The organism is Stenotrophomonas terrae (genome assembly GCF_039674165.1).
Taxonomy (GTDB): Bacteria; Pseudomonadota; Gammaproteobacteria; order Xanthomonadales; family Xanthomonadaceae; genus Stenotrophomonas; species Stenotrophomonas terrae_A.
Map to the genome: position 1 here is coordinate 52059 of NZ_JBDJMY010000009.1, position 22575 is coordinate 74633.

Annotated in this window: 23 protein-coding genes; 5 read left to right on the forward strand and 18 right to left on the reverse strand. The window is 63.9% G+C overall.

Features of this window, described 5'->3' with window-relative positions:
- Positions 1 to 763: 763 nt before the first annotated feature.
- From ABE493_RS06095 to ccmA, 16 genes are all read right to left on the reverse strand, one after another.
- Positions 764 to 1600: a DNA ligase gene (locus ABE493_RS06095; RefSeq protein WP_346498053.1), complete on the reverse strand. Its 837-nt coding sequence runs from the start codon at positions 1598 to 1600 to the stop codon at positions 764 to 766.
- Between the two features lie 92 nt (positions 1601 to 1692).
- Positions 1693 to 2817 carry a homoserine O-acetyltransferase MetX gene (metX, locus tag ABE493_RS06100; protein WP_346498054.1) on the reverse strand — a complete coding sequence of 375 codons (1125 nt, stop codon included), beginning with the start codon at positions 2815 to 2817 and terminating at the stop codon, positions 1693 to 1695.
- A 677-nt stretch (positions 2818 to 3494) separates the two neighbouring features.
- On the reverse strand, positions 3495 to 4511 hold the full coding sequence (locus ABE493_RS06105) for a tetratricopeptide repeat protein (RefSeq protein ID WP_346498055.1): 1017 nt from the start codon (positions 4509 to 4511) through the stop codon (positions 3495 to 3497).
- Positions 4505 to 4957, reverse strand: coding sequence for a cytochrome c-type biogenesis protein (locus ABE493_RS06110; RefSeq protein WP_346498056.1), 453 nt, complete (start codon positions 4955 to 4957; stop codon positions 4505 to 4507). The genes ABE493_RS06105 and ABE493_RS06110 overlap by 7 nt, the downstream gene beginning before the upstream one ends.
- Positions 4954 to 5574 (reverse strand): DsbE family thiol:disulfide interchange protein, encoded by a 621-nt coding sequence (locus ABE493_RS06115; RefSeq protein WP_346498057.1) that lies wholly within the window; start codon positions 5572 to 5574, stop codon positions 4954 to 4956. Before ABE493_RS06115 ends, ABE493_RS06110 begins: the two co-directional genes overlap by 4 nt.
- Positions 5571 to 7505 carry a heme lyase CcmF/NrfE family subunit gene (locus ABE493_RS06120; RefSeq protein ID WP_346498058.1) on the reverse strand — a complete coding sequence of 645 codons (1935 nt, stop codon included), beginning with the start codon at positions 7503 to 7505 and terminating at the stop codon, positions 5571 to 5573. Before ABE493_RS06120 ends, ABE493_RS06115 begins: the two co-directional genes overlap by 4 nt.
- Positions 7506 to 7973 carry a cytochrome c maturation protein CcmE gene (gene ccmE / locus ABE493_RS06125; protein ID WP_346498059.1) on the reverse strand — a complete coding sequence of 156 codons (468 nt, stop codon included), beginning with the start codon at positions 7971 to 7973 and terminating at the stop codon, positions 7506 to 7508.
- Positions 7970 to 8143, reverse strand: a complete 174-nt coding sequence (ccmD, locus tag ABE493_RS06130) for a heme exporter protein CcmD (protein WP_346498060.1) — start codon at positions 8141 to 8143, stop codon at positions 7970 to 7972. Before ccmD ends, ccmE begins: the two co-directional genes overlap by 4 nt.
- Complete coding sequence (gene ccmC, locus ABE493_RS06135) at positions 8140 to 8892, reverse strand: heme ABC transporter permease CcmC (protein ID WP_057626105.1); 753 nt, start codon at positions 8890 to 8892, stop codon at positions 8140 to 8142. The genes ccmD and ccmC overlap by 4 nt, the downstream gene beginning before the upstream one ends.
- A gap of 139 nt (positions 8893 to 9031) precedes the next feature.
- Entirely contained in the window at positions 9032 to 9484 is a 453-nt protein-coding gene (azu, locus tag ABE493_RS06140; RefSeq protein WP_346498061.1) for an azurin, read from the reverse strand.
- A gap of 70 nt (positions 9485 to 9554) precedes the next feature.
- Complete coding sequence (locus ABE493_RS06145) at positions 9555 to 10319, reverse strand: c-type cytochrome (protein WP_346498062.1); 765 nt, start codon at positions 10317 to 10319, stop codon at positions 9555 to 9557.
- Entirely contained in the window at positions 10316 to 12805 is a 2490-nt protein-coding gene (locus tag ABE493_RS06150; protein ID WP_346498063.1) for an MtrB/PioB family outer membrane beta-barrel protein, read from the reverse strand. The genes ABE493_RS06145 and ABE493_RS06150 overlap by 4 nt, the downstream gene beginning before the upstream one ends.
- 54 nt (positions 12806 to 12859) lie before the next feature.
- Positions 12860 to 13903 (reverse strand): DmsE family decaheme c-type cytochrome, encoded by a 1044-nt coding sequence (locus tag ABE493_RS06155; RefSeq protein WP_346498064.1) that lies wholly within the window; start codon positions 13901 to 13903, stop codon positions 12860 to 12862.
- Positions 13904 to 14033: 130 nt separating this feature from the next.
- Positions 14034 to 14714, reverse strand: coding sequence for a TetR/AcrR family transcriptional regulator (locus ABE493_RS06160; RefSeq protein ID WP_346498065.1), 681 nt, complete (start codon positions 14712 to 14714; stop codon positions 14034 to 14036).
- A gap of 52 nt (positions 14715 to 14766) precedes the next feature.
- Positions 14767 to 15462, reverse strand: a complete 696-nt coding sequence (ccmB, locus tag ABE493_RS06165) for a heme exporter protein CcmB (protein WP_346498066.1) — start codon at positions 15460 to 15462, stop codon at positions 14767 to 14769.
- Positions 15459 to 16118, reverse strand: coding sequence for a heme ABC exporter ATP-binding protein CcmA (ccmA, locus tag ABE493_RS06170; protein WP_346498067.1), 660 nt, complete (start codon positions 16116 to 16118; stop codon positions 15459 to 15461). The genes ccmB and ccmA overlap by 4 nt, the downstream gene beginning before the upstream one ends.
- Positions 16119 to 16288: 170 nt before the next feature.
- Between ccmA and ABE493_RS06175 the strand changes: the two genes are divergently transcribed.
- The 4 genes from ABE493_RS06175 to ABE493_RS06190 all read left to right on the forward strand — a co-directional run bounded on the left by ABE493_RS06175 (position 16289) and on the right by ABE493_RS06190 (position 19107).
- Positions 16289 to 17437 carry a pyridoxal phosphate-dependent aminotransferase gene (locus tag ABE493_RS06175; RefSeq protein WP_346498068.1) on the forward strand — a complete coding sequence of 383 codons (1149 nt, stop codon included), beginning with the start codon at positions 16289 to 16291 and terminating at the stop codon, positions 17435 to 17437.
- 14 nt (positions 17438 to 17451) lie between these two features.
- Positions 17452 to 17763: a hypothetical protein gene (locus ABE493_RS06180; RefSeq protein WP_346498069.1), complete on the forward strand. Its 312-nt coding sequence runs from the start codon at positions 17452 to 17454 to the stop codon at positions 17761 to 17763.
- Positions 17764 to 17768: 5 nt separating this feature from the next.
- Positions 17769 to 18584, forward strand: a complete 816-nt coding sequence (locus ABE493_RS06185) for an amidohydrolase (RefSeq protein WP_346498113.1) — start codon at positions 17769 to 17771, stop codon at positions 18582 to 18584.
- Between the two features lie 91 nt (positions 18585 to 18675).
- Positions 18676 to 19107, forward strand: coding sequence for a hypothetical protein (locus ABE493_RS06190; RefSeq protein WP_346498070.1), 432 nt, complete (start codon positions 18676 to 18678; stop codon positions 19105 to 19107).
- Positions 19108 to 19214: 107 nt separating this feature from the next.
- Here the strand turns inward: ABE493_RS06190 and ABE493_RS06195 are convergent, their stop codons facing one another.
- Together ABE493_RS06195 and ABE493_RS06200 are read right to left on the reverse strand one after the other, a co-directional pair.
- A complete protein-coding gene (locus ABE493_RS06195; RefSeq protein ID WP_346498071.1) occupies positions 19215 to 19850 on the reverse strand; it encodes a hypothetical protein in 636 nt (211 codons plus the stop codon).
- Positions 19851 to 19853: 3 nt separating this feature from the next.
- Positions 19854 to 20198, reverse strand: a complete 345-nt coding sequence (locus ABE493_RS06200) for a type II toxin-antitoxin system prevent-host-death family antitoxin (protein ID WP_346498072.1) — start codon at positions 20196 to 20198, stop codon at positions 19854 to 19856.
- Between the two features lie 413 nt (positions 20199 to 20611).
- Here ABE493_RS06200 and ABE493_RS06205 point away from each other — a divergent pair, with 413 nt between their 5' ends.
- Entirely contained in the window at positions 20612 to 22492 is a 1881-nt protein-coding gene (locus ABE493_RS06205; protein ID WP_346498073.1) for an Ig-like domain-containing protein, read from the forward strand.
- The last annotated feature ends 83 nt before the right edge of the window (positions 22493 to 22575 follow it).

The window sequence follows — 22575 nt, forward strand, 5'->3', positions numbered from 1 at the left end:
GGTTGTGTAGCGGGAGGTGCATCAATCTCGCGGCGCTGTGCGAAGTTCCTGGCTGGCCCCAGGGCCTTTGTAGGAGCGGCGTAAGCCGCGAAGCTGGTGCTGCTGAGGATCCGGATATCTGTGGATCTGACGACGCAGTTGCTTCGTGGCTTACGCCGCTCCCACAAAAGCCGGTTTGAGCCGCATCAACCACCGGGGCTGGTCCTGCCAGAACAGTGCGTGTGTCACCCGCGGGCCAGCAGATGTTTGTGGGAGCGGCGTCAGCCGCGAAGCTGATGGTGCTGAAGGCTTGCGTGTCTGTGGGTCTGATGATGCAGTTGCTTCGCGGCTGACGCCGCTCCTACAAAAGCCGGGTTGAGTCGCATCAATCACCGGGACAGGGCCTGTCAGAACAGTGCGTCTGTCACCCGCTGGCCAGCAGATGCTTGTGGGAGCGGCGTGAGCCGCGAAGTCGGGGTTGGTGAAGGGCTGGGCATCTCTGGATCTGATGGTGTAGTTGCTTCGCGGCTTACGCCGCTCCTACGAAAGCCGGTTGAGTCGCATCATCCACAGGAGGTCCTATCCGAGCCGTTCTCGTGTAAGCGGACAGGTGTTTGTGGGAGCGGCGTGAGCCGCGAAGCTGATGGTGCCGAAGGCTTGAGGATCTGTGGATCTGATGGTGCAGTTGCTTCGCGGTTAACGCCGCTCCCACGGTTCCCACAACAGCTCGCCTATGCCGCTGCTGTTCTCTGCGGTTGGGTTCAACAGACCGGCAAAGGGCCGCTCAAGGTTCATCGCGCACACGCAGGAAGCGTGGAAAGCGAGGTATGCCGTGTATGGTCAGGCCGTTGTAGCGATAGGTGACCTGACTGCCGATGGCTGGGGGATCGGCGCGTTGTGCGTCGCTCAGGCCGCTGCCGATGCGGAACTGTGCGCCGCTGTCGCTGCGCATCAGCAGCGCGCCGACCATGCCGCTGTATTTGCCTTTGCCGGGGGCGTAGCCGACCACCCGGGCTTCTGCGTCATCGTACAGCTTGAGTTTGAGCAGGCCGGTGCTGCGACCGTTGCTGTATGGGTTGTCCTGATGGTGCAGCATCAGGCCTTCGGCGCCTGCCATGACCACCGCGCGCAGGTGTCGGTGCAGGCTTTCGCTGTCAGGTAGACGCTGTTGTTCGATGGCCAGCAGGTGAGGACTGCTTTGTGTGGCGATCATCCGCGCCAGTTGCGCATGGCGGTCACCAAAACCTCCGGTGCCGTGGGGCAGGTCGAAGGCCATGAAGCGGAGCCTGCGCCACTGCGTCTCGTCGCCAGGGCTGCTGCGGATCAGCGCGCTGGTCGCCTCGAACTGGCCGCGTGCCATCCATAGTTCGCCATCCATTGCCTGGTCAGGCCAGCCTTGGGTGAACCAGACAGGTGCCGCAATCCGGTGGCCGGCACGCGTCCACAATGTCTGCCCATCCCAGCGGGCGCGTACGCCATCGAGTTTTTCACTGACCAGATAGAGCGATACATCCGGCCCGTCCTGCCATGTTCCAGCCAGCATCAATGATGGCGGAGCGGCATATGCGTGACCTAGCACGTTGCCCAGGCAACACAGCAGAAACAGGAGCAGACGCATCATGGCTGGCCTCTGGTTGGCGGAGGTTCCAGTGTGCAGCGTGGCCAATACCGGTGCCCATTGGCGGGTGCCGGTATCAGCTGTCGGCGATGGGTTTACGCCGCTGTCGGTAGTGTCTGCAGAAACTGCGCTACAGCGGGGCCGAAGCGGTCGTAATCGACCAGAAAGGCGTCATGGCCCTGCGGTGAATCCATGCCGATGAACTGCGTGTCGGCACTGCCTGCGCGCAGGCCGTCGGCGATCTGCTGCTGCTGTTCCACCGGGAACAGAATGTCGGTGTTGGCGCCGATGGCGAGTGCGCGTTCAACACGGATTTTCGCCAACCCCGCGAGTACATCGCCGTTTGCGTATTCGGCCAGGTCGAACCAGTCCATGGAACGGCCGAGGTAGAGATAGCAGTTGGGATCGAAGCGGCGCACGAAGCGTCGTGCATGTCCTTCCAGATAGCTTTCCACCTGGAACTCCAGGCCGAAGGGGTCTTCGTCGACCTGGTCCGAGTCCAGCCGTACGCGGCCGAAGCGGCCATCCCATTCCAGCGCCGAGCGATAGGTGATGACACCGAGCTTGCGTGCCATGCGCATGCCCGATTCCGGGTAGTGCAGTTCATCGTAGTCGCCGTTGTTCCAGGCCGGATCCAGGCGGATGGCTTCGCGCTGCAGGGAACGGATGGCGATGGAGAACGGCAGGGCGCGGGCGCTGCCGGAAATATTGATATGGGCACGGGCGATGCCCGGGTGCTGCAGCAGCACAGCCAGCGCGGTCATGCCGCCCATCGAGTTGCCGATCAGGCAGGCCAGCTGTTTGATGCCCAGAGCGTGCACGACTTCGGCGGCGGCGTTGGCCACGTCTTCGATGGACAACTCGGGGAAGGACAGCCGATAGGTTTTGCCGGTGGCGGGGTCGAGCGAGGCAGGCCCGGTGGAGCCCTTGCAGCTGCCCAACGAGTTGACGCAGATGACGAACCAGCGCTCGGTATCGATTGGTTTGCCCGGGCCGAGCATGGGCTCCCACCAACCGGGCGCGGGATTGTCGGCATTGCTGGCGGCGTGCGCATCCGGCGACAGGCCGGTGACGATCAGGATGGCATTGCTGGCGTCGGCTGCCCGCGTGCCCCAGGTTTCGTAGGCGACGCGGGCGCCGATCAGGCTGCCGCCGCGCTTCATCGGGAACGGGGACGACAGCGCGTGGAAACGGCTACCCTCGGGAATGAATTCAGTCATCTGCCAATTTTAGCGGGGATGCCGGACGCATCGTCGCATGGATGATAACCGCTGGTTATCTGGGTATTTCCTCGCGACGATGCTGTGGCCCATATCTCGTAGGGCGAGGCCCAGCTTTTGTGGGAGCGGCGTAAGCCGCGAAGCAAGCGTGCAAGTCAGGCGGCACTGGTACCGTGGGCTTCAACATGGCCAGCTTCGCGGCTTACGCCGCTCCTACAATGCTGCCTGCAGGGCGCTGCCTGTTGTGCCGAGTTGCCCCGGTGCGCTGCGCTTACCCGGGCTACGGGGCTGTGGCGATATCGCGCAGGGCGAGGCCCAGCTTTTGTGGGAGCGGCGTCAACCGCGAAGCAAGTGCGCCAGTCAGGTGGCACGGGTGCCGTGGGCTTCAGCATGGCCAGCTTCGCGGTTTATGCCGCTCCTACAAAGCTGGCTGCAGGGCGTTGCATGTTGTGCCGAGTTCCGTGGGTGCGCTGCACTTGCCCGGGCTACGGGGCTGTGGCGATTTCGCGCAGGGCGAGGCCCAGCTTTTGTGGGCGCGGCGTTAGCCGCGAAGCAAGCGCGCCAGTCAGGTGGCACGGGTGCCGTGCGCTTTGGCATGGACAGCTTCGCGGCTTATGCCGCTCCTACGAAGCCAGCTTCGCGGCTTACGCCGCTCCCACAATGCTGCCTGCAGGGCTTCACTGGCCCAGCGTGATGGTCAAGGGCTTGTCAGCAGGCAGCTTGAGCTTGACCGGTGCCGACTCGACATCGCCTTCGCCGCGCATGGCGTTGCCGCTGGCAGACAGGCGGGCGAAGACTTCCACTTCCTGCAGGGCTGAAAGTTTCTGGGTCGGCATCGGGCTGTCGGCATCGTCGAGGGTGACCGTCAGCGGCTCGCTTTGCGCCGGATGGCGTTCCACCGCTACCGGCATCGGCGGACCGCCGGGGATGCGGGCGATGACGAACACGGTTTCCTTGCCGGAGGCGGCGCGCGCGGCCAATGCTGGCGCCAACATCACCGTTACGCGGATGCCGGAATTGTTGGCGGCGGTGGCTGCCGGCGTACTGCCGGACGCGTTGCCTGGGGTCTTGCCGCGGGCGATATCGATCTGTTCCTGCAGTGCGCGGGCAGCAGCGGGCTCCAGCCGTGACAGCAGGCTTTCCCAGGTCTGCGCGGCCTGTTCGTCCTGGCCTTGCTGGCGTTGGACGATGCCGGTCAGCCAGATGGCACGTTCGTTGTCCGGCGCGATCTGCCGCGCATGGGCCAACCACTGCCGTGCGGTGGCGTCGAACAGGAGCTTGGGATCGGCTTGGGCGCGGGTTTGTGCGGCTTCGATCAGCAGCGTTGGCTCGTCCGGCGCCAGCTGCGCGGCGCGTTGGTAGGATGCGGCGGCATCGGCAACCTTGCCGATTTCCAGCTGCGAGCGGGCCAGCAGCACCCAACCGTCGACGCGCTCGGGATTCTGCTGCAACGCCTCCTGCAACTGGGCAATGCCTTCTTCGATGGTCTGCGGTGCAGCGGCTGTTTCGAACTGTGGCTGCATTGCCGCCGGTGTTCCCAGCCACTGGTACAGGCCCAGCGTGGCGACCAGCGCCAACGCAACCAGGCTGCCCCAGATGCGTCGTTTACCGGCACGCCATAGCGGCCACAAGGTGATTCCGGTTGCTGCTACCGCCAACACGCCAGCGCCGATCAGGAACCAAACATTCACCATTCGCGTTCTTCCTGACTGGCGTCGTCATGGGGGGCAACAGGCACCGCGCGGCCACGGCGGCGCACATGCACGACCAGCAGCACCGCGCCGGCCAGCAACAGCAGGCCCGGGCCGAACCAGAGCAGGGCGGTGCCGGCTTCCAGCTGTGGCCGGTACAACACGAACTCGCCGTAGCGCTCGACCAAGAACTGCTTGATCTGCGCGTCACTGCGGCCTTCGTGCATCAGCTTGAGCACTTCGCGGCGCAGGTCGTGGGCGATCTGCGCATTGGAGTCGGCCAGCGATTGGTTCTGGCATTGCACGCAACGCAGTTCCGCGGTGAGTGCGTGGAAACGCACTTCCTCGGCGCGGTCACGGTACTGCAGCGGGCTGGGGTCGCCGGCTGGTTGGGCGCTGGCGGTGAACGCCAGGCACAGCCACAGCAATACGCCAGCCCAGGCTTTCATCGGGTGGCCCCGAAATCCGGTGCGCCGTGCGCACCGCCGGCAGCGGCTTCCACTTTTTCCAGTGCCGGGATCAGCTGCTCGTCCATGACCTGTTGGGTGATGGCGCCGCTGTACTTCCAGCGCACGATGCCGCTGCCATCGACCAGGAAGGTTTCCGGTGCGGCGGCGATGCCCCAGTCCAGCGCGGTGCGGCCATCCTCGTCGGCCAGCACCACCATGTACGGGTTGCCCAGCTGCTCAAGCCAGCGCAGCGCTTCGCTGGGCTCATCCTTCCAGTTGTAGCCGATCACGCGCACCCGCTTGGTTTCGGCAAAGCGGGTCAGGATGGGATGTTCATCGCGGCAGGTCGGGCACCAGCTGCCCCAGACGTTGAGCAAATAGGGCGCGCCGCGCAGTTGTTTGTCGGTGACGTGCACGCTGGGATCATGCAGCACCGGCAATGAGAACGCCGGCGCTGGCTTGTTGAGCAGGGCCGAGGGCAGGCTGTCGCGGTCCGGTTTGCCGGAGCGGCTGACGCCATACAGCATCAGACCCATCAAGCCGACGAAGAACAGCACGCCAAGGGCGATGGCGACGGGCGGCAGCCGATGGGAGGTTTTGGGTGAGGGACTATTCATTTCGATTTCTCAGGCAGCCGACGGAAACGGCGGTCGACGGCGGTGATGAAACCGCCCAGCGCCATCAGCGCCGCGCCCAGCCAGATCCAGCGGACAAAAGGTTTGATCTGTACGCGCACGGCCCAGGAGCCGTCGCCCAGTGATTCTCCCAGCGCGACGTAGATATCGCCACCCAGGGCGGGGTGGATGCCGGCTTCGGTCATCGGCTGGCCACCACTGGCGTACATGCGTTTTTCCGGGTGCAGGCGGGTGATCAAAGTGTCGCCGCGCAGCACCTGCAGGTGGCCACGGTCGGAGTGGTAATTGGGCCCGTCGGTTGCGTCCACACCCTCGAACAGCAGCGTATAGCCACCTGCGTCGACGGTCTTGCCCGGCGCCAGCGCGACCTCGTGCTGGACATGCAGCGCTTCCACCAGCAACGCGCCAACCAGGAACACGGCAACGCCGAAGTGGGCAATCAACATGCCCCAGGTCTCGGCATTGAGGCGGCCGCCCTTGCGCAGCCGCGCCCACAGGTAATAGCCGGTGCCACCGGCCACCCAGGCAGCGCCGGTGATGCCAAGCGCGGTCTTGAACTTGCCCTGCGGCGCCATCCACCAGCCGATGATACCCAGCAGCAGCGCGAGCCCGGCCCAGGGCGCAAGCAGCGCCAGCGTGCGCAGGCCCTGCTCGCGCTGCCAACGGCTGAGCGGGCCGAACGGCAGCAAGACGATCATCGGCGCCATCAACACCAGGAACAGCGTGCCGAAATAGGGCGGCCCTACCGATACCTTGCCCAGGTCGAGCGCGTCGGCCAGCAGCGGGTACAAGGTGCCCAGCAGTACCATGGCGCAGGCGCAGCTGAGCAGCAGGTTGTTGGCCAGCAGCAGGCTTTCACGCGAGTTGAGGGCGAAGGCGCGACGTGGATCGTCGCTGTTGCCGCCGATGCCGGGCGCGCGCAGGGCATACAGCAGCAGCGATCCGCCGACGACGATGCCCAGGAAAATCAGGATGAACAGACCGCGCGAAGGATCGGCCGCAAACGAATGCACGCTGGTCAGCACACCCGAGCGCACCAGGAAGGTGCCCAGCAGCGACAGCGCGAACGCGGCAATGGCCAGCAGCAGGGTCCAGCCGACAAATACGCCGCGTTTTTCGGTAGCCGCCTGGGAGTGCAGCAGGGCTGCGCCCACCAACCACGGCATGAAACTGGCGTTTTCCACCGGGTCCCAGAACCACCAGCCACCCCAGCCCAGCTCGTAGTAGGCCCACCAGCTGCCCAGGGCAATGCCGATGGTCAAGAAGCCCCATGCCGCATTGGTCCAAGGCCGCGTCCAGCGCAGCCAACGCACGTCGATGCGGCCGTCGATCAATGCGGCAATGGCGAAGGCAAACGGCACCGCGAAGCCGACGTAGCCCAGGTACAGCAGGGGCGGATGGATGATCAGCCCCGGGTCCTGCAGCAGCGGGTTGAGGTCGTGGCCTTCAGACGCTGCCGGCAGCAGGCGTGCAAACGGATTGGAGGTGAACAGCAGGAAGGCGAGGAAGCCAACGCTGATCATGCCCATCACCGCCAATACCCGTGCCACCACTTCCGACGGCAGCTGCCGCGAGAACGCGGCAACGGCGGCAGTCCACAGCGCCAGCACCAGCGACCACATCAGCAGCGAGCCTTCGTGCGCGCCCCATACCGCCGAATAGCGGTAGATCATCGGCAGCAGCGAGTTGGAATTGTCGGCGACGTAGCGCAGCGAGAAATCCTGGCGCACGAAGGCGATGGTCAGCACCACGAAGGCGGCCAGCACCATGGTCAGCTGCAGCATCGCTGCCGGTCGTGCTATCGCGGTGAGCGCCGGAATGCCGCGTTGGGCACCGACCAGTGGCAGGACGCTTTGCAGCAACGCTGCCAGCAGGGCGAGTATCAGTAGTACCTGTCCGATTTCACCAAGCACTCAGGGCGTTCCCGTCGTTGGGGTGGTGGCCGGGACCTGGTGCTTGTCGTGCGCCACGCCCATCTTGTCGGCCAGCTCCTTGGGCATGTAGGTCTCGTCATGCTTGGCCAGCACATCCTCGGCAACGAACACGCCGTTGGCCATGCGCCCGGTGGCGACCACCGCCTGACCTTCGCGGAACAGATCCGGCAGGATGCGGTCATAAGTTACCGGCAGCACCGCATCGCCATCGCTGACCTCGAAGCGCGCCAGCAGGGCGCCGGGTTCGCGCTTGAACGAGCCTTTGGCGACCATGCCGCCGAGCCGGAAGCGGGCATCGGGCGCGACCTTGCCGGCTTTGACCTCGGCCGGGGTGTACAGATAGGCGATATTGCGTTGCAGGGCGGTGCTGACCAGGGCGACGGCGGCGCCGGCCACCAGCACCACCAGCAATACCCACAGCAGGCGGCGGCGTTGAGTCGGGCTCATCGGCTCAATTCCTCGTCAACCGCTGCGCTGCTGGTACGGCTGGCGCGCTGGATGCGCGCACGGGCCTCGCGCAGCTGCTGACGGATCTGCAGGCGCGGCACGATGAAGTCCCAGGCCAGCACGATGAAGAACACCGCATAGGCCAGCGCCACGTATTTGAAATAGCTCATGCCGATTTCTCCAGCCGTTCGCGCAGCCAGGCCTTGCCAACCTCGCGGCGCAGGTTGTCGGCGCGTGCACGCGAGAGCAGCGAGCCGGCGAACCAGAACTTGGTGGCCAGCACCATGATCCACAGCGGCAGGATCATGCTGCTGTCCATGCTGGATTCGCCGAACACGCGGATGGTCTGGCCCTGGTGCAGCGAGTTCCACCACACCACCGAGTAACGGATGATGGGCAACATCACCACGCCGACGATGGCCAACAGGCCGGCCGCGCGCGCGGCGGCGCGGCGGTCATCGATGGCGCCGTACAGGCCCATCACGCCCAGGTACATGAACAGCAGGATCAGTTCGGTGGTCAGGCGCGGGTCCCAGTCCCACCAGGTGCCCCACATGGGTTTGCCCCAGATGCTGCCGGTGAGCAGGGTGATCAGGGTGAATGCGGCGCCGATGGGCGCGCAGGCCATCGCCAGTATTTCGCATAGCTTGATCCGCCAGATCAGCGCGATGGCGCTGTACAAGGCCATCAGCCCGAATACGAACAGGCTCATCCATGCCGACGGCACGTGGATGTAGAGGATGCGGAAGCTATCGCCTTGCTGGTAGTCGGCCGGCACCACCGCCAGTGCCTGCCACAGGCCGAAGCCGAACAGGGGCAGGGCGGCGATGTAACACCAGGTGGACCAACGGGCGGCGAAGGTATCGAAGTAAGGCGGGGAGCCCAGCTTGTGAAACCAACCTGCTAAACCTTTGAACATCCGCTCGCTCGCTGAGGAAGACGATGGCCGGGCCGCGATCTGCGGCCTGGCCGGCTGGGCGGTGCGGGCTGCACCACCGTTGCTGTTTTCAGACTAGCGCAAGATACCGCAAATCCGGATATCGGCGGTGCGGGATGGCCTACTTGAGGGTCACCGTGCCCTTCATCATCGTCGCGTGGCCCGGGAAGCTGCAGAAGAACGACAGTGGCGCGGCAGCGGCGGTGAGGCGGGCGACCGGGATCGAGAGGGAGGTGGTTTCGCCACCGCCGACCACCTTGCTGTGGGCGATGACGCGGGTGTCGCCGGCCTTGATGTAGTCCGCAGCCAGCCCGGCCTTCATGCCGTCGCTGTCGATGCCGGCCATGTCCGCGGTTTTTGCCACCACCACGTTGTGGCCCATGATGTTCTTGGCCATCTTGCCGGCGTGCTTCAGGTTGATGGTGAAGTTCGCACAGCTCTTGGGTACGTCGATATTGACGGCGTTGAACTTCATCGCATCGTTGCCTTCCAGGCTGACCGAGCAGGTATCGGAAGCGTGCGCGGCGGATGCGCCGCCGATCAGCAGCAGGGCAAGGAAAATACGGGACTTCATGGGTGACTCCTTATCGGTGACTTCTTGAACAGGACAGCGGGAACACACCGCGCGGTGGCGGGTGGGGTGGTTATTGCTTGAGCGATGAAAGCCAGGTGGACACCGCCTTGATGCTGTCCGCGTCCAGCCGCTGGCCGATGCCGTGCATGACCCGGCTGTTGCTGGAGGCATCGATGGCATCGTCGTGGAACTGCTGCAGACGGGTTTGCAGGTAATCGTTCTGTTGCCCGCGCAGTGCCGGGTAGGCGGCATATGGCATGCGCCCGCTGCGGTCGACAAAACCGGCCTGCGGGTTGCCGCGGCCGTCGACGCCGTGACAGCCCTGGCAGGGCGGAATGCCCTTGCGGGTATCACCGTTCCTGTAGATCGCCTGGCCTTGGCTGAGCAGCGCCGGGTCCAGTTCGACAGGCGGTGCATCGGCGGCCGGTGGCGGCACCGGCAGGCTGGCGTAGTAGGCCGACAGGTCGCGGATGTCCTGTTCTTCCAGCGGCGCGGCCATCGCGGTCATCGGTGACTCGGGCATGCGCCCGCTCTTGTAGGCATGCAGCGCCCAGTACAGATAGGCCTCCTTCTGCCCGGCAAGATTCGGGAAGGCCGGGGTGATGGCGATGCCGTCGCCGCCATGGCAGGCCGCGCAGATCTCGGACTTGCCCTTGCCGGCCTGGGCATCGCCACTTGCGGCATGTGCGCTGCGCAGGTCGTAGCGTGCCGGCGGTGGTGGCGTGGCCGCTGCAGCGTTGTCGGCGGCGGGCGTGGCCGCGGCCGCATCGGTGCTCGCCGGTGGATCGGCTTGTGGGGTGGCCGCAAGCGCGGCGATCAACCAGAGCGCCTTCATAAGGCCACCTCGAACAACATGCCGAGCAGATTGACGTTGTAGCTGGATGGCCCGCCATCGGTATAGACCCGATGGTCATAGACCAGGGTGTCCTCGAAGCCGAAGTAATGCCAGTCCGACAGATTGCCGCGCTCATAGGTATCAAACAGGCGCAGGCGCATGCGCTTGTTCAGCGGCACGGACAGGCCGGCAGTCACCGAGTTGACCCGGTACACCATCACCGGATAGCTGCCGGTGGCCAGTGCCGCATTGGCCGGCGTGGTCAGGGCGTCGGGCGAGTTCATCCGGTAGCTGGTCTTGCCGCGCGAATAGGTCCAGTTCCAGGCCAGGTCCAGGGTGGCGCGGCCCAGCCGGCGGGTGAAGTTCAAGCCGGCGTAGTGGTTGCGTTGGGCATCGTCCATCCACCAGCGATTGGCGTCCGGATAGGTCGGGCCGCCCAGCGCCGGGTCCGAGCCGGTGGCGTCGTTGACGTTGGCAAACACCAGGGTGGAGCGGTCCAACCCATACCAGGCGCTGGCAGTGGTGTTGGGGTTGGGCTGCCATTCCCACTGCACGCTGCCGGCATAGGTGTCAAAACGTTGCCGGCCAATCTGCGCGTCATAGCGGTTGCGGTCACCGCGCACCGAGGCGTAGATCGTCATGTCATGCGGCAGGATGAAGGTGGCCATCAGGTCCATCTTCTGCTGCGTACGCGAGGCGATGTCGTATTTGCGCAGGTTGGACACCGTATGCGGGCTCAGCCCACCTGCGGGCTCGACAAAGCCGGGCAGGGAACTGGAGAAGGTGAACTCGTAGGGGTCGTAGTAATACCTGCTGCCACTGCGGTCCAGGTAGGAATAGTTGGCGCGGAATGTCAGCCAGTCGAGCGCGCGGTTGTTCCAGCCCAGCTTGAGCAGGTTGTCGTGGGTGGTGGCTACCTCACGGTGGGCGCGTTCGATCGCGGTATAGGTGTAGCTGGCCGACAAGGTGTTCTTGTTGCTGCTGCGGAAGTCGGCGCCGGTCGAGACCTCGCGAGTTTCCTTGTCCAGCGGCAGGTTGCGGATGCGGGTGAGCACGGAGGCGTTCGGGCCGCGATCCCAGACCCCCATTTCGCCCGGCACCACGCTGCCCTGCGCGCCGTTCTCGGCGATATAGCCATACTGGTCGGTGAGCGGGTTGTAGGCCCAATAGCTGCCGCTGTAGTCCTCGCGCAGATAGCGCGCGGTATTGCGCCAGGTGACATCGTCACTGGGCATCAGCACCAGGCGCGCATCCACCTTCTGGTTGTTGATGGCCAGGCCGGCGCGCTTGCGCGACAGTGCGTCGGTGGTGTTCCAGTTGGCGCAGTCGTAGATGAAGGGCGGTGCCAGCGCCTGCCCGAACTGTCCCTGGCAATCCATTGGTGCCAACAGCTTGTCGTTCTGGCGCATGGTGGTCAGTGCCAGGTTCACCGAGAAATCGCCATTCCAGGACGGAAGCCTGCGGCCGAAGGTGAAGCCGAGGCGGTGGTAGTCATTCTCCGGCTCGTAAGCGAACGAGCCCTGGGTCAGCGGTGGCGTGTAGGCCCCGGCCACCGAGTACAGGCCGTAGGGCACCTGGTAGTCATAGGAACTGTGCGCGTTGCGGAAGAACGAGCCGGTGTAGTTGAAATCGCTGCGCCAGACATTGCCGACAAAACGGACGCCGCCCATGAAGTTGAGCGTACTGTCATCGATCGGGCGCGGGATCTCATAAACGCCGCCATTGGCCGGGAAGGGGTAGTTGAAGAAGAACGGCCCGCCGAAGGGACGCGCGCCGCTGCGCTCTTCGTGGCTGAGGCTGGCATAGCCGGTCCAGCGCGGGTTGAGCAGGTAGTTGATGCTCACCCCGACCTTGTCGCGCACCACGCGCAAGCTGCTGAGCGGTTGCGCGGCCGAGATCGCTGCCACCTGCGCGGCGCTGCTGCCGGCTGCAGCGAGGCCGGGTTTCAGTGTCAGGTGTGCGCTGCCGACGCCATCCCAGATCGAGCGCGCATTGCCACTGAGCACATTCGGCGTACTGCGCGCGAAGGCCTGCACCTTGTAGCGGCCCGCCTGCCCGAACACCGCGCGCAGGTACTGGTTGTCGCGGTCAAGGTGGCTCATGCGAACATCGACGTAGCGCCCATCCTCAGCGCGCGCCAGGCTGAAGTTGGCCTGCAGAACGATGCCATCGTCAGGGTCGCGGAAGCGGCGCCAGTTGGTGTTGCGCTCATCGCCACTGAGGTGCAGGTAGCCAAGCGCGACATTGCCCGACCAGGCCCAGCCGTTATCGCCGAAAGGCCTGGCCGTGGCCAGTTGCGGCGCGCAACCGTACAGGAAGCCGGTGGGGGTCCGCTTGTTCTCCGCGCTCAACCAGCTTTCACCGTCCGGATCACAGCCGTCCCAAGCGATGCGGCCGCTGGCGTCCAGCCAGTTGCCGAACTGCAGGTCAATGCCGGCGCCGCTGTCCTGGGCTTGTGCCAGGCCGGCAATCAAAGCCAGGGACAACAATGAGCAGCGGCAGTTCCTTGAACGATTCCGTGTGCACATGTCGTTCTCCCTTTACTTGTGCAGACGTGGGCCGGAAGGATGGTTGGAGCCGTGTACCTGGGCGTGGCAGGTGATGCAGCCGCGTCCCATCAGGCGTTCATCAGCGGTCAGTCCGTTGCCGAGCGAGGTCTCGGTCTGCAGGTCGTTGGGGTGGCGGGTATGCGAATGGCATTGCTGGCACAGCATCGGGATTGGCGCCACCAGCAGCGCGTGCTGGTTGGAGCCATGCACCTGGTGGCAGTTCAGGCAGCTCTCGCGCACCGGTGCGTGTTCAAACAGGAACGGGCCGCGTTTCTCGGCGTGGCACTGGTAGCAGGTCTCGTTGACCGTATCGGTCTTGAGCAGGATGGGGTTGAGCGTGCCATGCGGGTTGTGGCAATCCACGCAGCTGATCGCGCCCTCCGGCAGCGGCATGTGCGAGCGCCGATTGAACTGCTGGCGGATGTCCTTGTGGCAGGTGGCGCAGGTTTCGCTGACCGACTGTTTGGCGGTCAGGCCTTCAGCGGAAAACTTGACCATCGGGTTGTGACAGTCGCTGCACGACAGATCATTGCGTTGGTGCACCGAGCCCAGCCAGGCATCGCGTGGGCCGCCGGAATGGCAACCCAGGCAGCTCTCGGTCTGGTTTGCCACCGGCGTGCCACCATCGTGGGTATAGGCAATGATCGAGCCCTTCTGGGTCGGGTTGGCGGCATGCACGGAGCCGGGCCCGTGGCAGGCCTCGCAGGTGGCGGTATTGGGATTGGCCGCCAACGCAACCTGCATGCCGGCGGCGTGCGCGGTATGTGCGAAGTTGTCGTTTTCCTTGCTGTGGCAGGCCGTGCAGACCTGCTGGCCGACCGCCTTGGCCTGCGGGTGGGCCTTGTTGCGCGCGGGAACGGCATCGGCAAAGCCGGGCGGGGCGTTGAAGCCGTGCCCGGATTGGGTGGAAGCGAAATGGGTTTCGGGGAGTTTGACCGCCTGCCCACTGGCATCGGCTTTCACCGGGGCCAGCCATGCGGCGGATATCAGGATCGCGGTTGCAAGCAACGCCAGTAATGCGAGATAGAACCGCACGATCCCCTCCTTTGGGTTGTCCCTGCCGATGGGTGGGAGACAACTGGGCAATCAGAACGTAATGACGATTACGTCGCGATTCTGTGAGGAGCCCGGGTACAGTTCAAGCTGCGCTGCAGCAAGCTGCGGTTCAGTTCCGCGGCAGGGCGCCGGCCATGAACAGGCGTACCGCGGCGCGCGCCTGTTGCTGCGCGCGGGGCAGATCACTGCTGTCCATGCGGCCATTGACCGAGCGCAGAATCAAGCCGCCGATGACCACCATGTAGAAAAAATGCGCGGCCTGGTCGGGGTCTTCGATGTACATGCGGCCGGCTGCGGTTTCACGCGCGAAGTAGTGGCTGAGCAGGATTTCCATCGGCGCCACGCCGTGTGCCTGGAACCAGTCGCGCAGGGCGGGCTGGTTCATGCCTTCGGAGATGACCACCCGGTGGCAGGCCAGGCGCGTAGGCGAGAGGATTTCCTCGGCCATCTGGCTGCCGGCTTCTTCCAGGGCCTCGGTGGGCGGCAGGGGTGATTGCAGCAAGGTATCCAGGCTGCGCCCGAAATCATTGATGCTCTGTTCCATCAGGGCATGGATCAGGCCTTCCTTGTCGCCGAAGGCGCGGTACAGCGTGGCCATCGAGCCGCCTGCGCGTTTGACGATGTCGGACAGACGCGCGGCCTGGTAGCCCTTTTCGTTGAAGACTTCGGTAGCGGCGGCCAGGAATTTCTCCACCCGCAACTCACCACGCCGCTGCAGTTCCACCACCGGACGGGGCGGCAAGGTGGGCTTGGCTACGCTCGGGACTTCAGTGGGGGACCGCTCAGCCATGGGCTTGGTTTGTTTTGTGAAGTCAACGTCAAGAATAGCGCTGTTTTGATCTTCAGGAGTTGGCGATGCGGATTGCCGCCGCTGCGGTCAGTGGCGCCAGCACCGCGCTGACCAATAATCCAGCCGCAAGTATCAGCAGCGGGCCGCTGGCATCGAAGCCCTGCGCCGCTGCCGCCACCGCGCCGGCGCCGAATACCAGCACTGGCACATACAGCGGCAGGACCAGCAGCGCCAGCAGGATGCCGGCCCGGCGCATGCCCACGGTCAAGGCCGCAACCACCGCGCCGAGCAGGCTCAGCAGGGGCGTGCCCAGCGCCAGTGCGGTGACCAGCACCGGCAGCTGTTCACGGGGCAGGTGCATCAGCTCGGCCAGCAGGGGGCTGACCAGCACCAGCGGGAAGGCAGTGGTCAACCAATGCGAGAACACCCGCACCGCCACCAGCCAGGCCAAGGGCACCGGTGACAACAGCCATTGCTCCAGCGAGCCGTCCTCGGCATCACTGCGGAACAAGGTGTCCAGCGACAACAGGCCGGCCAGCAGGATGGCCAGCCACAGCACCGCCGAGGCCACGCTCTGCAGCAGCTTGGGGGCGCCGCCCAGCGCCAGCGCGAACAAGGCCACGACCAGCACGGCGAACAGGATCGGCTGTGCGGCATCGCCACGGCGGCGCCACAGCAGTTTCAGGTCACGTGCCAGCAGTGCGCGTGCGGCCGAGAGCAGCGTGGGTTGAGGACCGGGCAGGCTCATGCGGCATCCTCCTGGTCGGCCGCACTGCGCAGGGTCAGGGTGCGGGTGCGGACCGGCGGTGCGGCGTAGGCGCCATGGGTGGTCACCAAGGCGCCGCCGCCACTGCGCAGGTGCGCCGAGATCATTCGGTTGACCAGGTTGATACCTTCCAGGTCGAGGTTGGCATAGGGTTCGTCAAGCAGCCAGATCGGTGCCGGCGACAGCCAGATGCGGGCAAGCGACAGACGCTTCTTCTGGCCGGCGGACAATTGCCGCACCAAGGTGTCTTCATAACCGGCCAGGCCGACGATGGCGAGGGCGTTGCCCGGCATCTGCCGTGCCCGCCGACCTTGCAGTCCACACAGGAAGTGCAGGTTCTCCAGTGTGCCCAGGTCCTGCTTGAGTGCGGTGAGATGGCTCAGGTAAGCGATATAGCGCGAACGGTCGGTACTGCTGGCCGGGCGCGCGTCGATTTCGATCTGGCCTTCGTCCGGGCGCAGCAGACCGGCCAGCACGCGCAGCAAGGTGGTCTTGCCGGCGCCATTGCTTCCTTGCACCAGCAACGCTTCGCCGGCATCCACGTGCAGGTCCAGCGGCCCGAATACCGGATCGTCATTGCGGCTGAAGCGCAGGCCGCGGGCGTTGAGCAGCGGCGGGATGTTTGCAGTTTCAATCATCGGATCGGGCGCTTCCGTCCATGGCAGGTGGCGCAGGCTGGGCAGCGCATCGGGGCGCGCAGTATAGCGCCGGGCCGGCGCTGTCCCGCGCTGTACGGATACGCGGAGGCAGGCCGGTAGCGCCGGCTTTGCGTACACTCGGGGTTTTCTCCCCCGGTGTGTACGTACCCATGCATCCGCAGACCAAGTTGCCCAAGGTGGGCACCACCATTTTCACCGTGATGTCGCAGCTGGCCGCCGAGCACGGCGCGGTCAATCTTGGCCAGGGCTTCCCGGATTTTTCCGCCCCGCAACGCTTGATCGATGAAACCGCCAAGGCGATGCGCGATGGTTTGAATCAATACGCGCCGATGACCGGCGTGGCGCCGTTGCGCCAGGCCATCGCGCAGAAGGCGCTGGATTGCTATGGCGCGCAGGTTGATCCGGACACCGAGATCACCGTCACCTCCGGCGGCACCGAGGCGATCTTCAATGCCATCCATGCGGTGGTGCGCGCCGGTGAGGAAGTCATCGTGCTGGACCCGGCCTATGACTGCTATGAGCCAGCCATTGATCTGGCCGGCGCGCGCGCCGTGCATGTGCCGTTGGACCCTCAGACCTTCGCGGTGGACTGGGACCGCGTGCGCGCGGCGATCACCCCGAAGACGCGCATGTTGATGGTCAACACGCCGCACAACCCGTCCGGGGCCATGTTGACTGCCGATGACATGCAGGCCCTGGCCGATGTGTTGCGTGGCACCGACATCTATCTGATTTCCGATGAGGTGTACGAGCACATCATCTACGACGGTGCGCGGCACGAGTCGGCCTTGCGTTACCCGGAGCTGCGTGAGCGCGCCTTCGTGATTTCGAGCTTTGGCAAGACCTATCACTGCACCGGCTGGAAGATCGGCTACGCGATCGCACCGCCGGCAATGACCGCCGAATTCCGCAAGGTGCACCAGTACAACACCTTCACCACCTACAGCCCGGCGCAGTACGGGTTTGCCGCAATGATCCGCGACGAGCCCGAGCACCATCTGGAGCTGGGCGCGTTCTACCAATCCAAGCGTGATCGCTTCCGCGAACAGCTGCTGACCACGCGCTTGAAGCCGCTGCCGGTGCCGGGCGGGTACTTCCAGTTGGTGGACTACTCGGCCATCAGCGACCTGCCGGACCATGAGTTCGTGCGCTGGCTGACCATCGAGAAGGGCGTTACCGCCATTCCGCTGTCGCCGTTCTATGAAACACCGCCCGCCGGGCAGCGCCTGGTGCGGCTGTGCTTTGCCAAGAACGATGCCACCCTGGATGCGGCGATCGAGCGGCTGCGGGCGCTTTGACAGCAGGCGCGCCGATGGACACGGGTCTGCTGGTTTTCGGTTTGGCGTTTGCCGCGTTTGTGCTTGCGGCAGTGCTGAAAGGCTACTTGTTCCTTGCCGTGGTCCAGCCTGGTCTGCAGGCGCGCGGGGTGCCGGTGGACGAGGGCCGGTTGGCGTTTCGCGGCAGTTTTGGCCGCTATACCCGTGACTATCTGGCGTTGCTCGATGAGGCCGAACTGCGGCAGCCGGCCAATCGCTGGATTGCACGGCTGCAGTGGTGGCTGCCGGTGCTGGGTGCGGTCACGGCCGCCAGCGCGCTTTTCTCTTCATGGCTTACAGGACGATGACGACAATGCAGGACCTGCGTATTTCCCTGGTGCAGGGCGACACCCGCTGGCACGACCCGGCGGGCAACCGCGCCTATTACGGTGCCTTGCTGGCGCCGCTCGCAGGCAATACCGATCTGGTGATTCTGCCGGAGACGTTTACCAGCGGCTTTTCCAATGATGCGATCGATCAGGCCGAAGACATGGACGGCCCCACCGTTGCGTGGGTCATCGATCAGGCGCGCGCGCTGGGTGCGGTAGTCACCGGCAGCGTGCAGCTGCGGGTGGATGGCAAGGTCTACAACCGCTTGTTGTGGGCCACGCCGGAAGGTGAGCTGCACTATTACGACAAACGCCATCTGTTCCGTTATGGCGGCGAGCACAAGCGCTATGCCGCAGGCAACGAGCGGCTATGCGTGGAATGGAAGGGCTGGCGGATCAATCCGCAGATCTGCTACGACCTGCGTTTTCCAGTGTTCTGCCGTAATCGCTTCGATGTGGAACGGGCAGGGCAGATGGATTTCGACCTGCAGATCTTCGTGGCCAACTGGCCGTCGGCGCGCGCCTACGCTTGGCAGACGCTGGCGCGTGCGCGGGCGATTGAGAACCTGTGCTATGTGGCGGTGGTGAACCGCATTGGTGTGGACGGCAACGGTCTGCATTATTCCGGCGACAGCGCGGTGATCGATTTCCTGGGTCAGCCGCAGCTGGAAATCCGCGAGCGCGAACAGGTGGTCACCACTACGGTCTCGGCACAGGCGTTGGCTGCGCATCGCGAACGGTTCCCGGCAATGCTCGATGCCGATGCGTTTACCCTGGGCGGCCCGGTGGTGGTTCGCTGAACGCTGGCCGCGCGCTGCGACGGGCAGCTCTTTGCAATGTGCAAGGGGGCTGTCAGTCTCGGTGCCGGCTCCAACCAAGCAGAGGTGTGCGATGAAAAAGATGATGGCAGTGGTTGTGGCGCTGGCGCTGGGCATTGCGCCGGCCGCACAGGCGGCAGGCAATATCGACTGTGAGTTGCACTACAACCTGTCGGGTTGGTCGGCGTTCTACAAGACGTCCAGCGGTACCGGCACGATCACCTGTGACAATGGCGCCAACATTCCCGTCAAGATCAGCGCCAAGGGCGGTGGTTTGACCGTTGGCCGCACCACCATCACCGACGGCCGTGGCCGCTTTACCGGTGCGTATTCGCTTGATGACCTGCTGGGTACCTATGCAGCGGCCGAGGCCCATGCCAGCGCTTCGCGGGCCAATGATGCGCAGGCGATGACCAAGGGCGATATTTCCCTGGCTTTGGCAGGCACCGGGCGCGGTTGGAGCCTGGGTATCGGCTTCGGCAAGTTCGTGATCGAGCGCCGCTGATCTTCCAGCGGCGGAATCCGGCGCAGAAGTGCGCCGCTTCCTTCTCCCGCGTGCGGGAGAGGGGCGCCCGCAGTGGTGAATGAAGGGAGCTTTCACCCCCTCGGGTTTCACTCGTCAGCCGCCACCGGGAACGCCTTGAGCGCCGCCCACACCAGCGGCTTGGCCCATTCGGGTACCTGGCCGAACTCTTCCTGGCTGACCGGGCACAGGATCCGGCTACGGTCCACTTCCAGTACCAGCAGAGGCTCGACCGCGCCGTCGGCATCCGGCGGGCGGCTGTTGTCGTAAACGTGCAGCGTGGTCAGATGTGGCAGCAGCTCGATCAGATTCAGGCGCGAGCTGTCGTAGCGCTGGCGGATCTTGTCTTCCGGAATATCGTGGCCGCCAGCGGCCACGCGCTCGGCAACGCGCTGCAGGTGCAGCCCGATGCTGTCCAGGCCGCAGAACCACACGGTGACTTCGTGCTGCACACAGGCCTCATGCAACAGTTTGGGAATGGTGTTGGCGCCCAGCGTGGTTTCGAACGCGTAGTCACGGTTGGATTGCATCGCCTCGCGCAGGCGGCGGGTGCCTTCCTGCCAGGCGGTGGCATTGGCCTCGGCCAGCGGCCAGCCCTGTTCCACCAGTTGCCGGGTGAAGGCGTCGGGGTTGAACCAGGTCGCGCCGTCGTGCTGCAGCATCATGCCCAGCAATGAACTCTTGCCGGCGCCATTGACGCCGGCCAATACCAGGATCCGTGCCATCGGTCAGAGCGACTTGCCCGGGATGATTTTCAACCCCCGCCGGGCAGGGCGATCCAATGCCTTGGCCAGGGTCTTGCCGTCATCGAGCACCGCGAGGTGGGCGTCGAACTCAGCCTGCAGTTGCTTGAGTGACTGCGCGCGCTGGGCTGCGGCCGAAGCGCCTGAGGCCTGAGCGACCAGACGCTGGTACTCCTCGGCAGACACCACCACCGCCTGCGGGTGGTTGTGGTTGGTGACCACCACGGCGCCGAGCCGGGCGACCTTGCGCATCAGCTCAGGCCAGCCCTTGGCCTTGACGTCGCTGGCGGGCGTCTTTTCAAGGTCCAGCAGGTTCAGAGAGAGGTCCATGGCGCTGCCCGTGAGTGGATGTTGGGAAAATATACCAAATTTCCCAATTTGGGAAATTAATGGGGCCGAACGCTTGGTCGTGATGCTCTGCTGATGGGGGCGCGCCTTGACCAAGGTGATGCAGTGCTGAGCGTCTAACGGCATTTGTTGCCCAGATGAATGACGTTGGCTGGGGCAGCTGCACAGGTGAGTGGTCGAGCATCTGCGCGGACCCTTAATTGTTGCAATCGTTAAAAATATTATCTGCCTTCAGAAAACTCTCGGCTTTTGGGGCTTTTCTTGTATCACCGGTGAGATGGAGAAAAACATACTCGTTTGACAGCAGGGGGCGGCACGTATGTGGCGGACCTCGGCTGCCATGAGGTCGAAATATTGGGCCTTGAAGTTGAAATTGATCAAAGAGGTCAACGAGTATGGATACGAATATCTCCGCAGATGGTGGTCGAGCCAACGTCATTAAAAAAGACTGGCTCGCAGAAAGCGCATCTCAGACAGCTCACGCTGCGGCCGGAATCGATGCTGCAAGTATTGATGTCTCCGCCATGGCCTATTCAAGCGTCACGCCGGTAATCGCAGCGGTGACGGATGACAAGGGATTCAACCAAGGTCTCGTCGAAAATGGCGGCAGGACCGATGACGGTCGGCCGACGCTTTCCGGTACTGCCGAAGCTGGCTCCATCGTGCACTTCTACAACAACACTCAGCTGATTGGCAGCGCCGTAGCAGCGGCCAGCGGTGACTGGTCCTTTACTCCGCGTCTTCCACTGGCCGACGGCCGGCACCAGTTGTCCATCATCGTGGAATATCCGGGCGGCGACATCAGTGAGACTTCGCCGCCGTACGTGATCATTGTCGACACGATTACGCCGGAGCTGCCTGCCATTGGCGCGGTTCTGGATGACAAGGGCCCGATCCAGGGTGCCATTGCAAATGGCGGAGTCACCGATGATGGCAAGCCGACCATTACGGGCAAAACGCTGCCTGGTGTTGTGGTGCATATCTACAATCGCGGTGAATTGATCGGCAACACCGAGGCGGATGGAAATGGCAACTGGTCATTCGTTCCCCGCTTGCCGTTGGCTGATGGAACGCATCAACTGGCCATTGCACACGAATATGGCAATGGCGACGTCAGTGATCTGTCCCTGCCCCATGTGATCATTGTTGACACGTCGACTTCCGGGGCGCCAGTCATCGGTGCGGTGCTGGACGATCAAGGGTCGATCCAGGGTGCCGTTGCAAATGGAGGTTTCACCGATGATGGCCGACCAACGCTTACGGGCAGAGCGCACCCGGACGTAGTGGTCCATGTCTACAATCAGCACCAGTTGATTGGTAATGCCCAGGTCGACAGCAACGGGGATTGGAGCTTCGTTCCAAAACTGCCATTGGCGGATGGCATGCATGAATTGACCATCATTCATGAGTATCCTGATGGCGATGTCAGTCAGCTTTCTGAGCCTTACGTGATCATCGTTGACAGGGTCCTTCCTGCTGCGCCCGTGGTTGGTGGCATCGTTGATGACGCAGGTCGCATCACCGGCTTGATCGGAAGCGAGGGTACTACCGATGATAACCGGCCGACCGTTGTTGGTACCGCCGAAGCTAATGCCACCGTCGTCGTTTACGACAAGGGCAAGGAGATCGGCCGTACGGCAGTCGATGACCAGGGGAACTGGAGTTTCACGCCGGCTGCAGCATTGAAGAATGGTACGCATATCTTCACTTGCTGGGTAATGGATCGCGCAGGCAACCAGAGTGAGTTCCTATCTCCGCCATTTGAGTTCGAGGTTGATGCAAGCGCAGATCGCATCCGCATCTACAGTGCTGACGACAATGTCGGTGCTGACGTAGGTACCTTGTTGTCGGGAGAAACCACCGACGACAGAACGCCGACATTGTCTGGGACAGCCAATGCGGATGGCATCGTCCGGATCTACGAGGGCGGCAAGCTGCTTGGTCAGGTACTTGCCGATGAATTCGGTGATTGGGAGTTCACGCCTGATGTCGCACTGAGTCAGGGTGTACACCAGTTCCAGGCGACGGTAACCCGCGAGTTCACCGGCGAAAGTGCGCTCAGCGCAGTGTTCAAGCTAACGGTGGAATCGGGTACGCGTGGCATCGAGAAAGCATCTGTTGATGCTGGTTTCGAGTTGTCGCAGGTGCTGGTGGAAACGGGTGGCGAGTTGTTTCCGTCTGCTCCGCAGGCCTCCGCTGCTGCGCCCCAGAACCATGTGCCGTACTCCGGTCCGGATCTGTTGAGCCAGTACGAAATCGTTCTTGAGGCTTACTGATCCTGATTGACAGTCGCGGTGAGGCATTTGCCGCGACAAAGAAAAAGCCCGGCGCATGGCGCCGGGCTTTTTCTTTGTTCATT

Excerpts from the sequence above, each read along its gene's own strand:
- ABE493_RS06105 (WP_346498055.1), bottom strand. The coding sequence starts at position 4,511 with ATGGTGAATGTTTGGTTCCTGATCGGCGCTGGCGTGTTGGCGGTAGCA.
- ABE493_RS06200 (WP_346498072.1), bottom strand. The coding sequence starts at position 20,198 with ATGGACCTCTCTCTGAACCTGCTGGACCTTGAAAAGACGCCCGCCAGC.
- ccmA (WP_346498067.1), bottom strand. The coding sequence starts at position 16,118 with ATGATTGAAACTGCAAACATCCCGCCGCTGCTCAACGCCCGCGGCCTG.
- metX (WP_346498054.1), bottom strand. The coding sequence starts at position 2,817 with ATGACTGAATTCATTCCCGAGGGTAGCCGTTTCCACGCGCTGTCGTCC.
- ccmD (WP_346498060.1), bottom strand. The coding sequence starts at position 8,143 with ATGAGCTATTTCAAATACGTGGCGCTGGCCTATGCGGTGTTCTTCATC.
- ABE493_RS06145 (WP_346498062.1), bottom strand. The coding sequence starts at position 10,319 with ATGAAGGCGCTCTGGTTGATCGCCGCGCTTGCGGCCACCCCACAAGCC.
- ABE493_RS06180 (WP_346498069.1), top strand. The coding sequence starts at position 17,452 with ATGGACACGGGTCTGCTGGTTTTCGGTTTGGCGTTTGCCGCGTTTGTG.
- ABE493_RS06115 (WP_346498057.1), bottom strand. The coding sequence starts at position 5,574 with ATGAATAGTCCCTCACCCAAAACCTCCCATCGGCTGCCGCCCGTCGCC.
- ccmB (WP_346498066.1), bottom strand. The coding sequence starts at position 15,462 with ATGAGCCTGCCCGGTCCTCAACCCACGCTGCTCTCGGCCGCACGCGCA.
- ccmC (WP_057626105.1), bottom strand. The coding sequence starts at position 8,892 with ATGTTCAAAGGTTTAGCAGGTTGGTTTCACAAGCTGGGCTCCCCGCCT.
- ccmE (WP_346498059.1), bottom strand. The coding sequence starts at position 7,973 with ATGAGCCCGACTCAACGCCGCCGCCTGCTGTGGGTATTGCTGGTGGTG.
- ABE493_RS06095 (WP_346498053.1), bottom strand. The coding sequence starts at position 1,600 with ATGATGCGTCTGCTCCTGTTTCTGCTGTGTTGCCTGGGCAACGTGCTA.
- ABE493_RS06205 (WP_346498073.1), top strand. The coding sequence starts at position 20,612 with ATGGATACGAATATCTCCGCAGATGGTGGTCGAGCCAACGTCATTAAA.
- ABE493_RS06175 (WP_346498068.1), top strand. The coding sequence starts at position 16,289 with ATGCATCCGCAGACCAAGTTGCCCAAGGTGGGCACCACCATTTTCACC.
- ABE493_RS06160 (WP_346498065.1), bottom strand. The coding sequence starts at position 14,714 with ATGGCTGAGCGGTCCCCCACTGAAGTCCCGAGCGTAGCCAAGCCCACC.
- ABE493_RS06185 (WP_346498113.1), top strand. The coding sequence starts at position 17,769 with ATGCAGGACCTGCGTATTTCCCTGGTGCAGGGCGACACCCGCTGGCAC.
- ABE493_RS06190 (WP_346498070.1), top strand. The coding sequence starts at position 18,676 with ATGAAAAAGATGATGGCAGTGGTTGTGGCGCTGGCGCTGGGCATTGCG.
- ABE493_RS06110 (WP_346498056.1), bottom strand. The coding sequence starts at position 4,957 with ATGAAAGCCTGGGCTGGCGTATTGCTGTGGCTGTGCCTGGCGTTCACC.
- ABE493_RS06195 (WP_346498071.1), bottom strand. The coding sequence starts at position 19,850 with ATGGCACGGATCCTGGTATTGGCCGGCGTCAATGGCGCCGGCAAGAGT.
- azu (WP_346498061.1), bottom strand. The coding sequence starts at position 9,484 with ATGAAGTCCCGTATTTTCCTTGCCCTGCTGCTGATCGGCGGCGCATCC.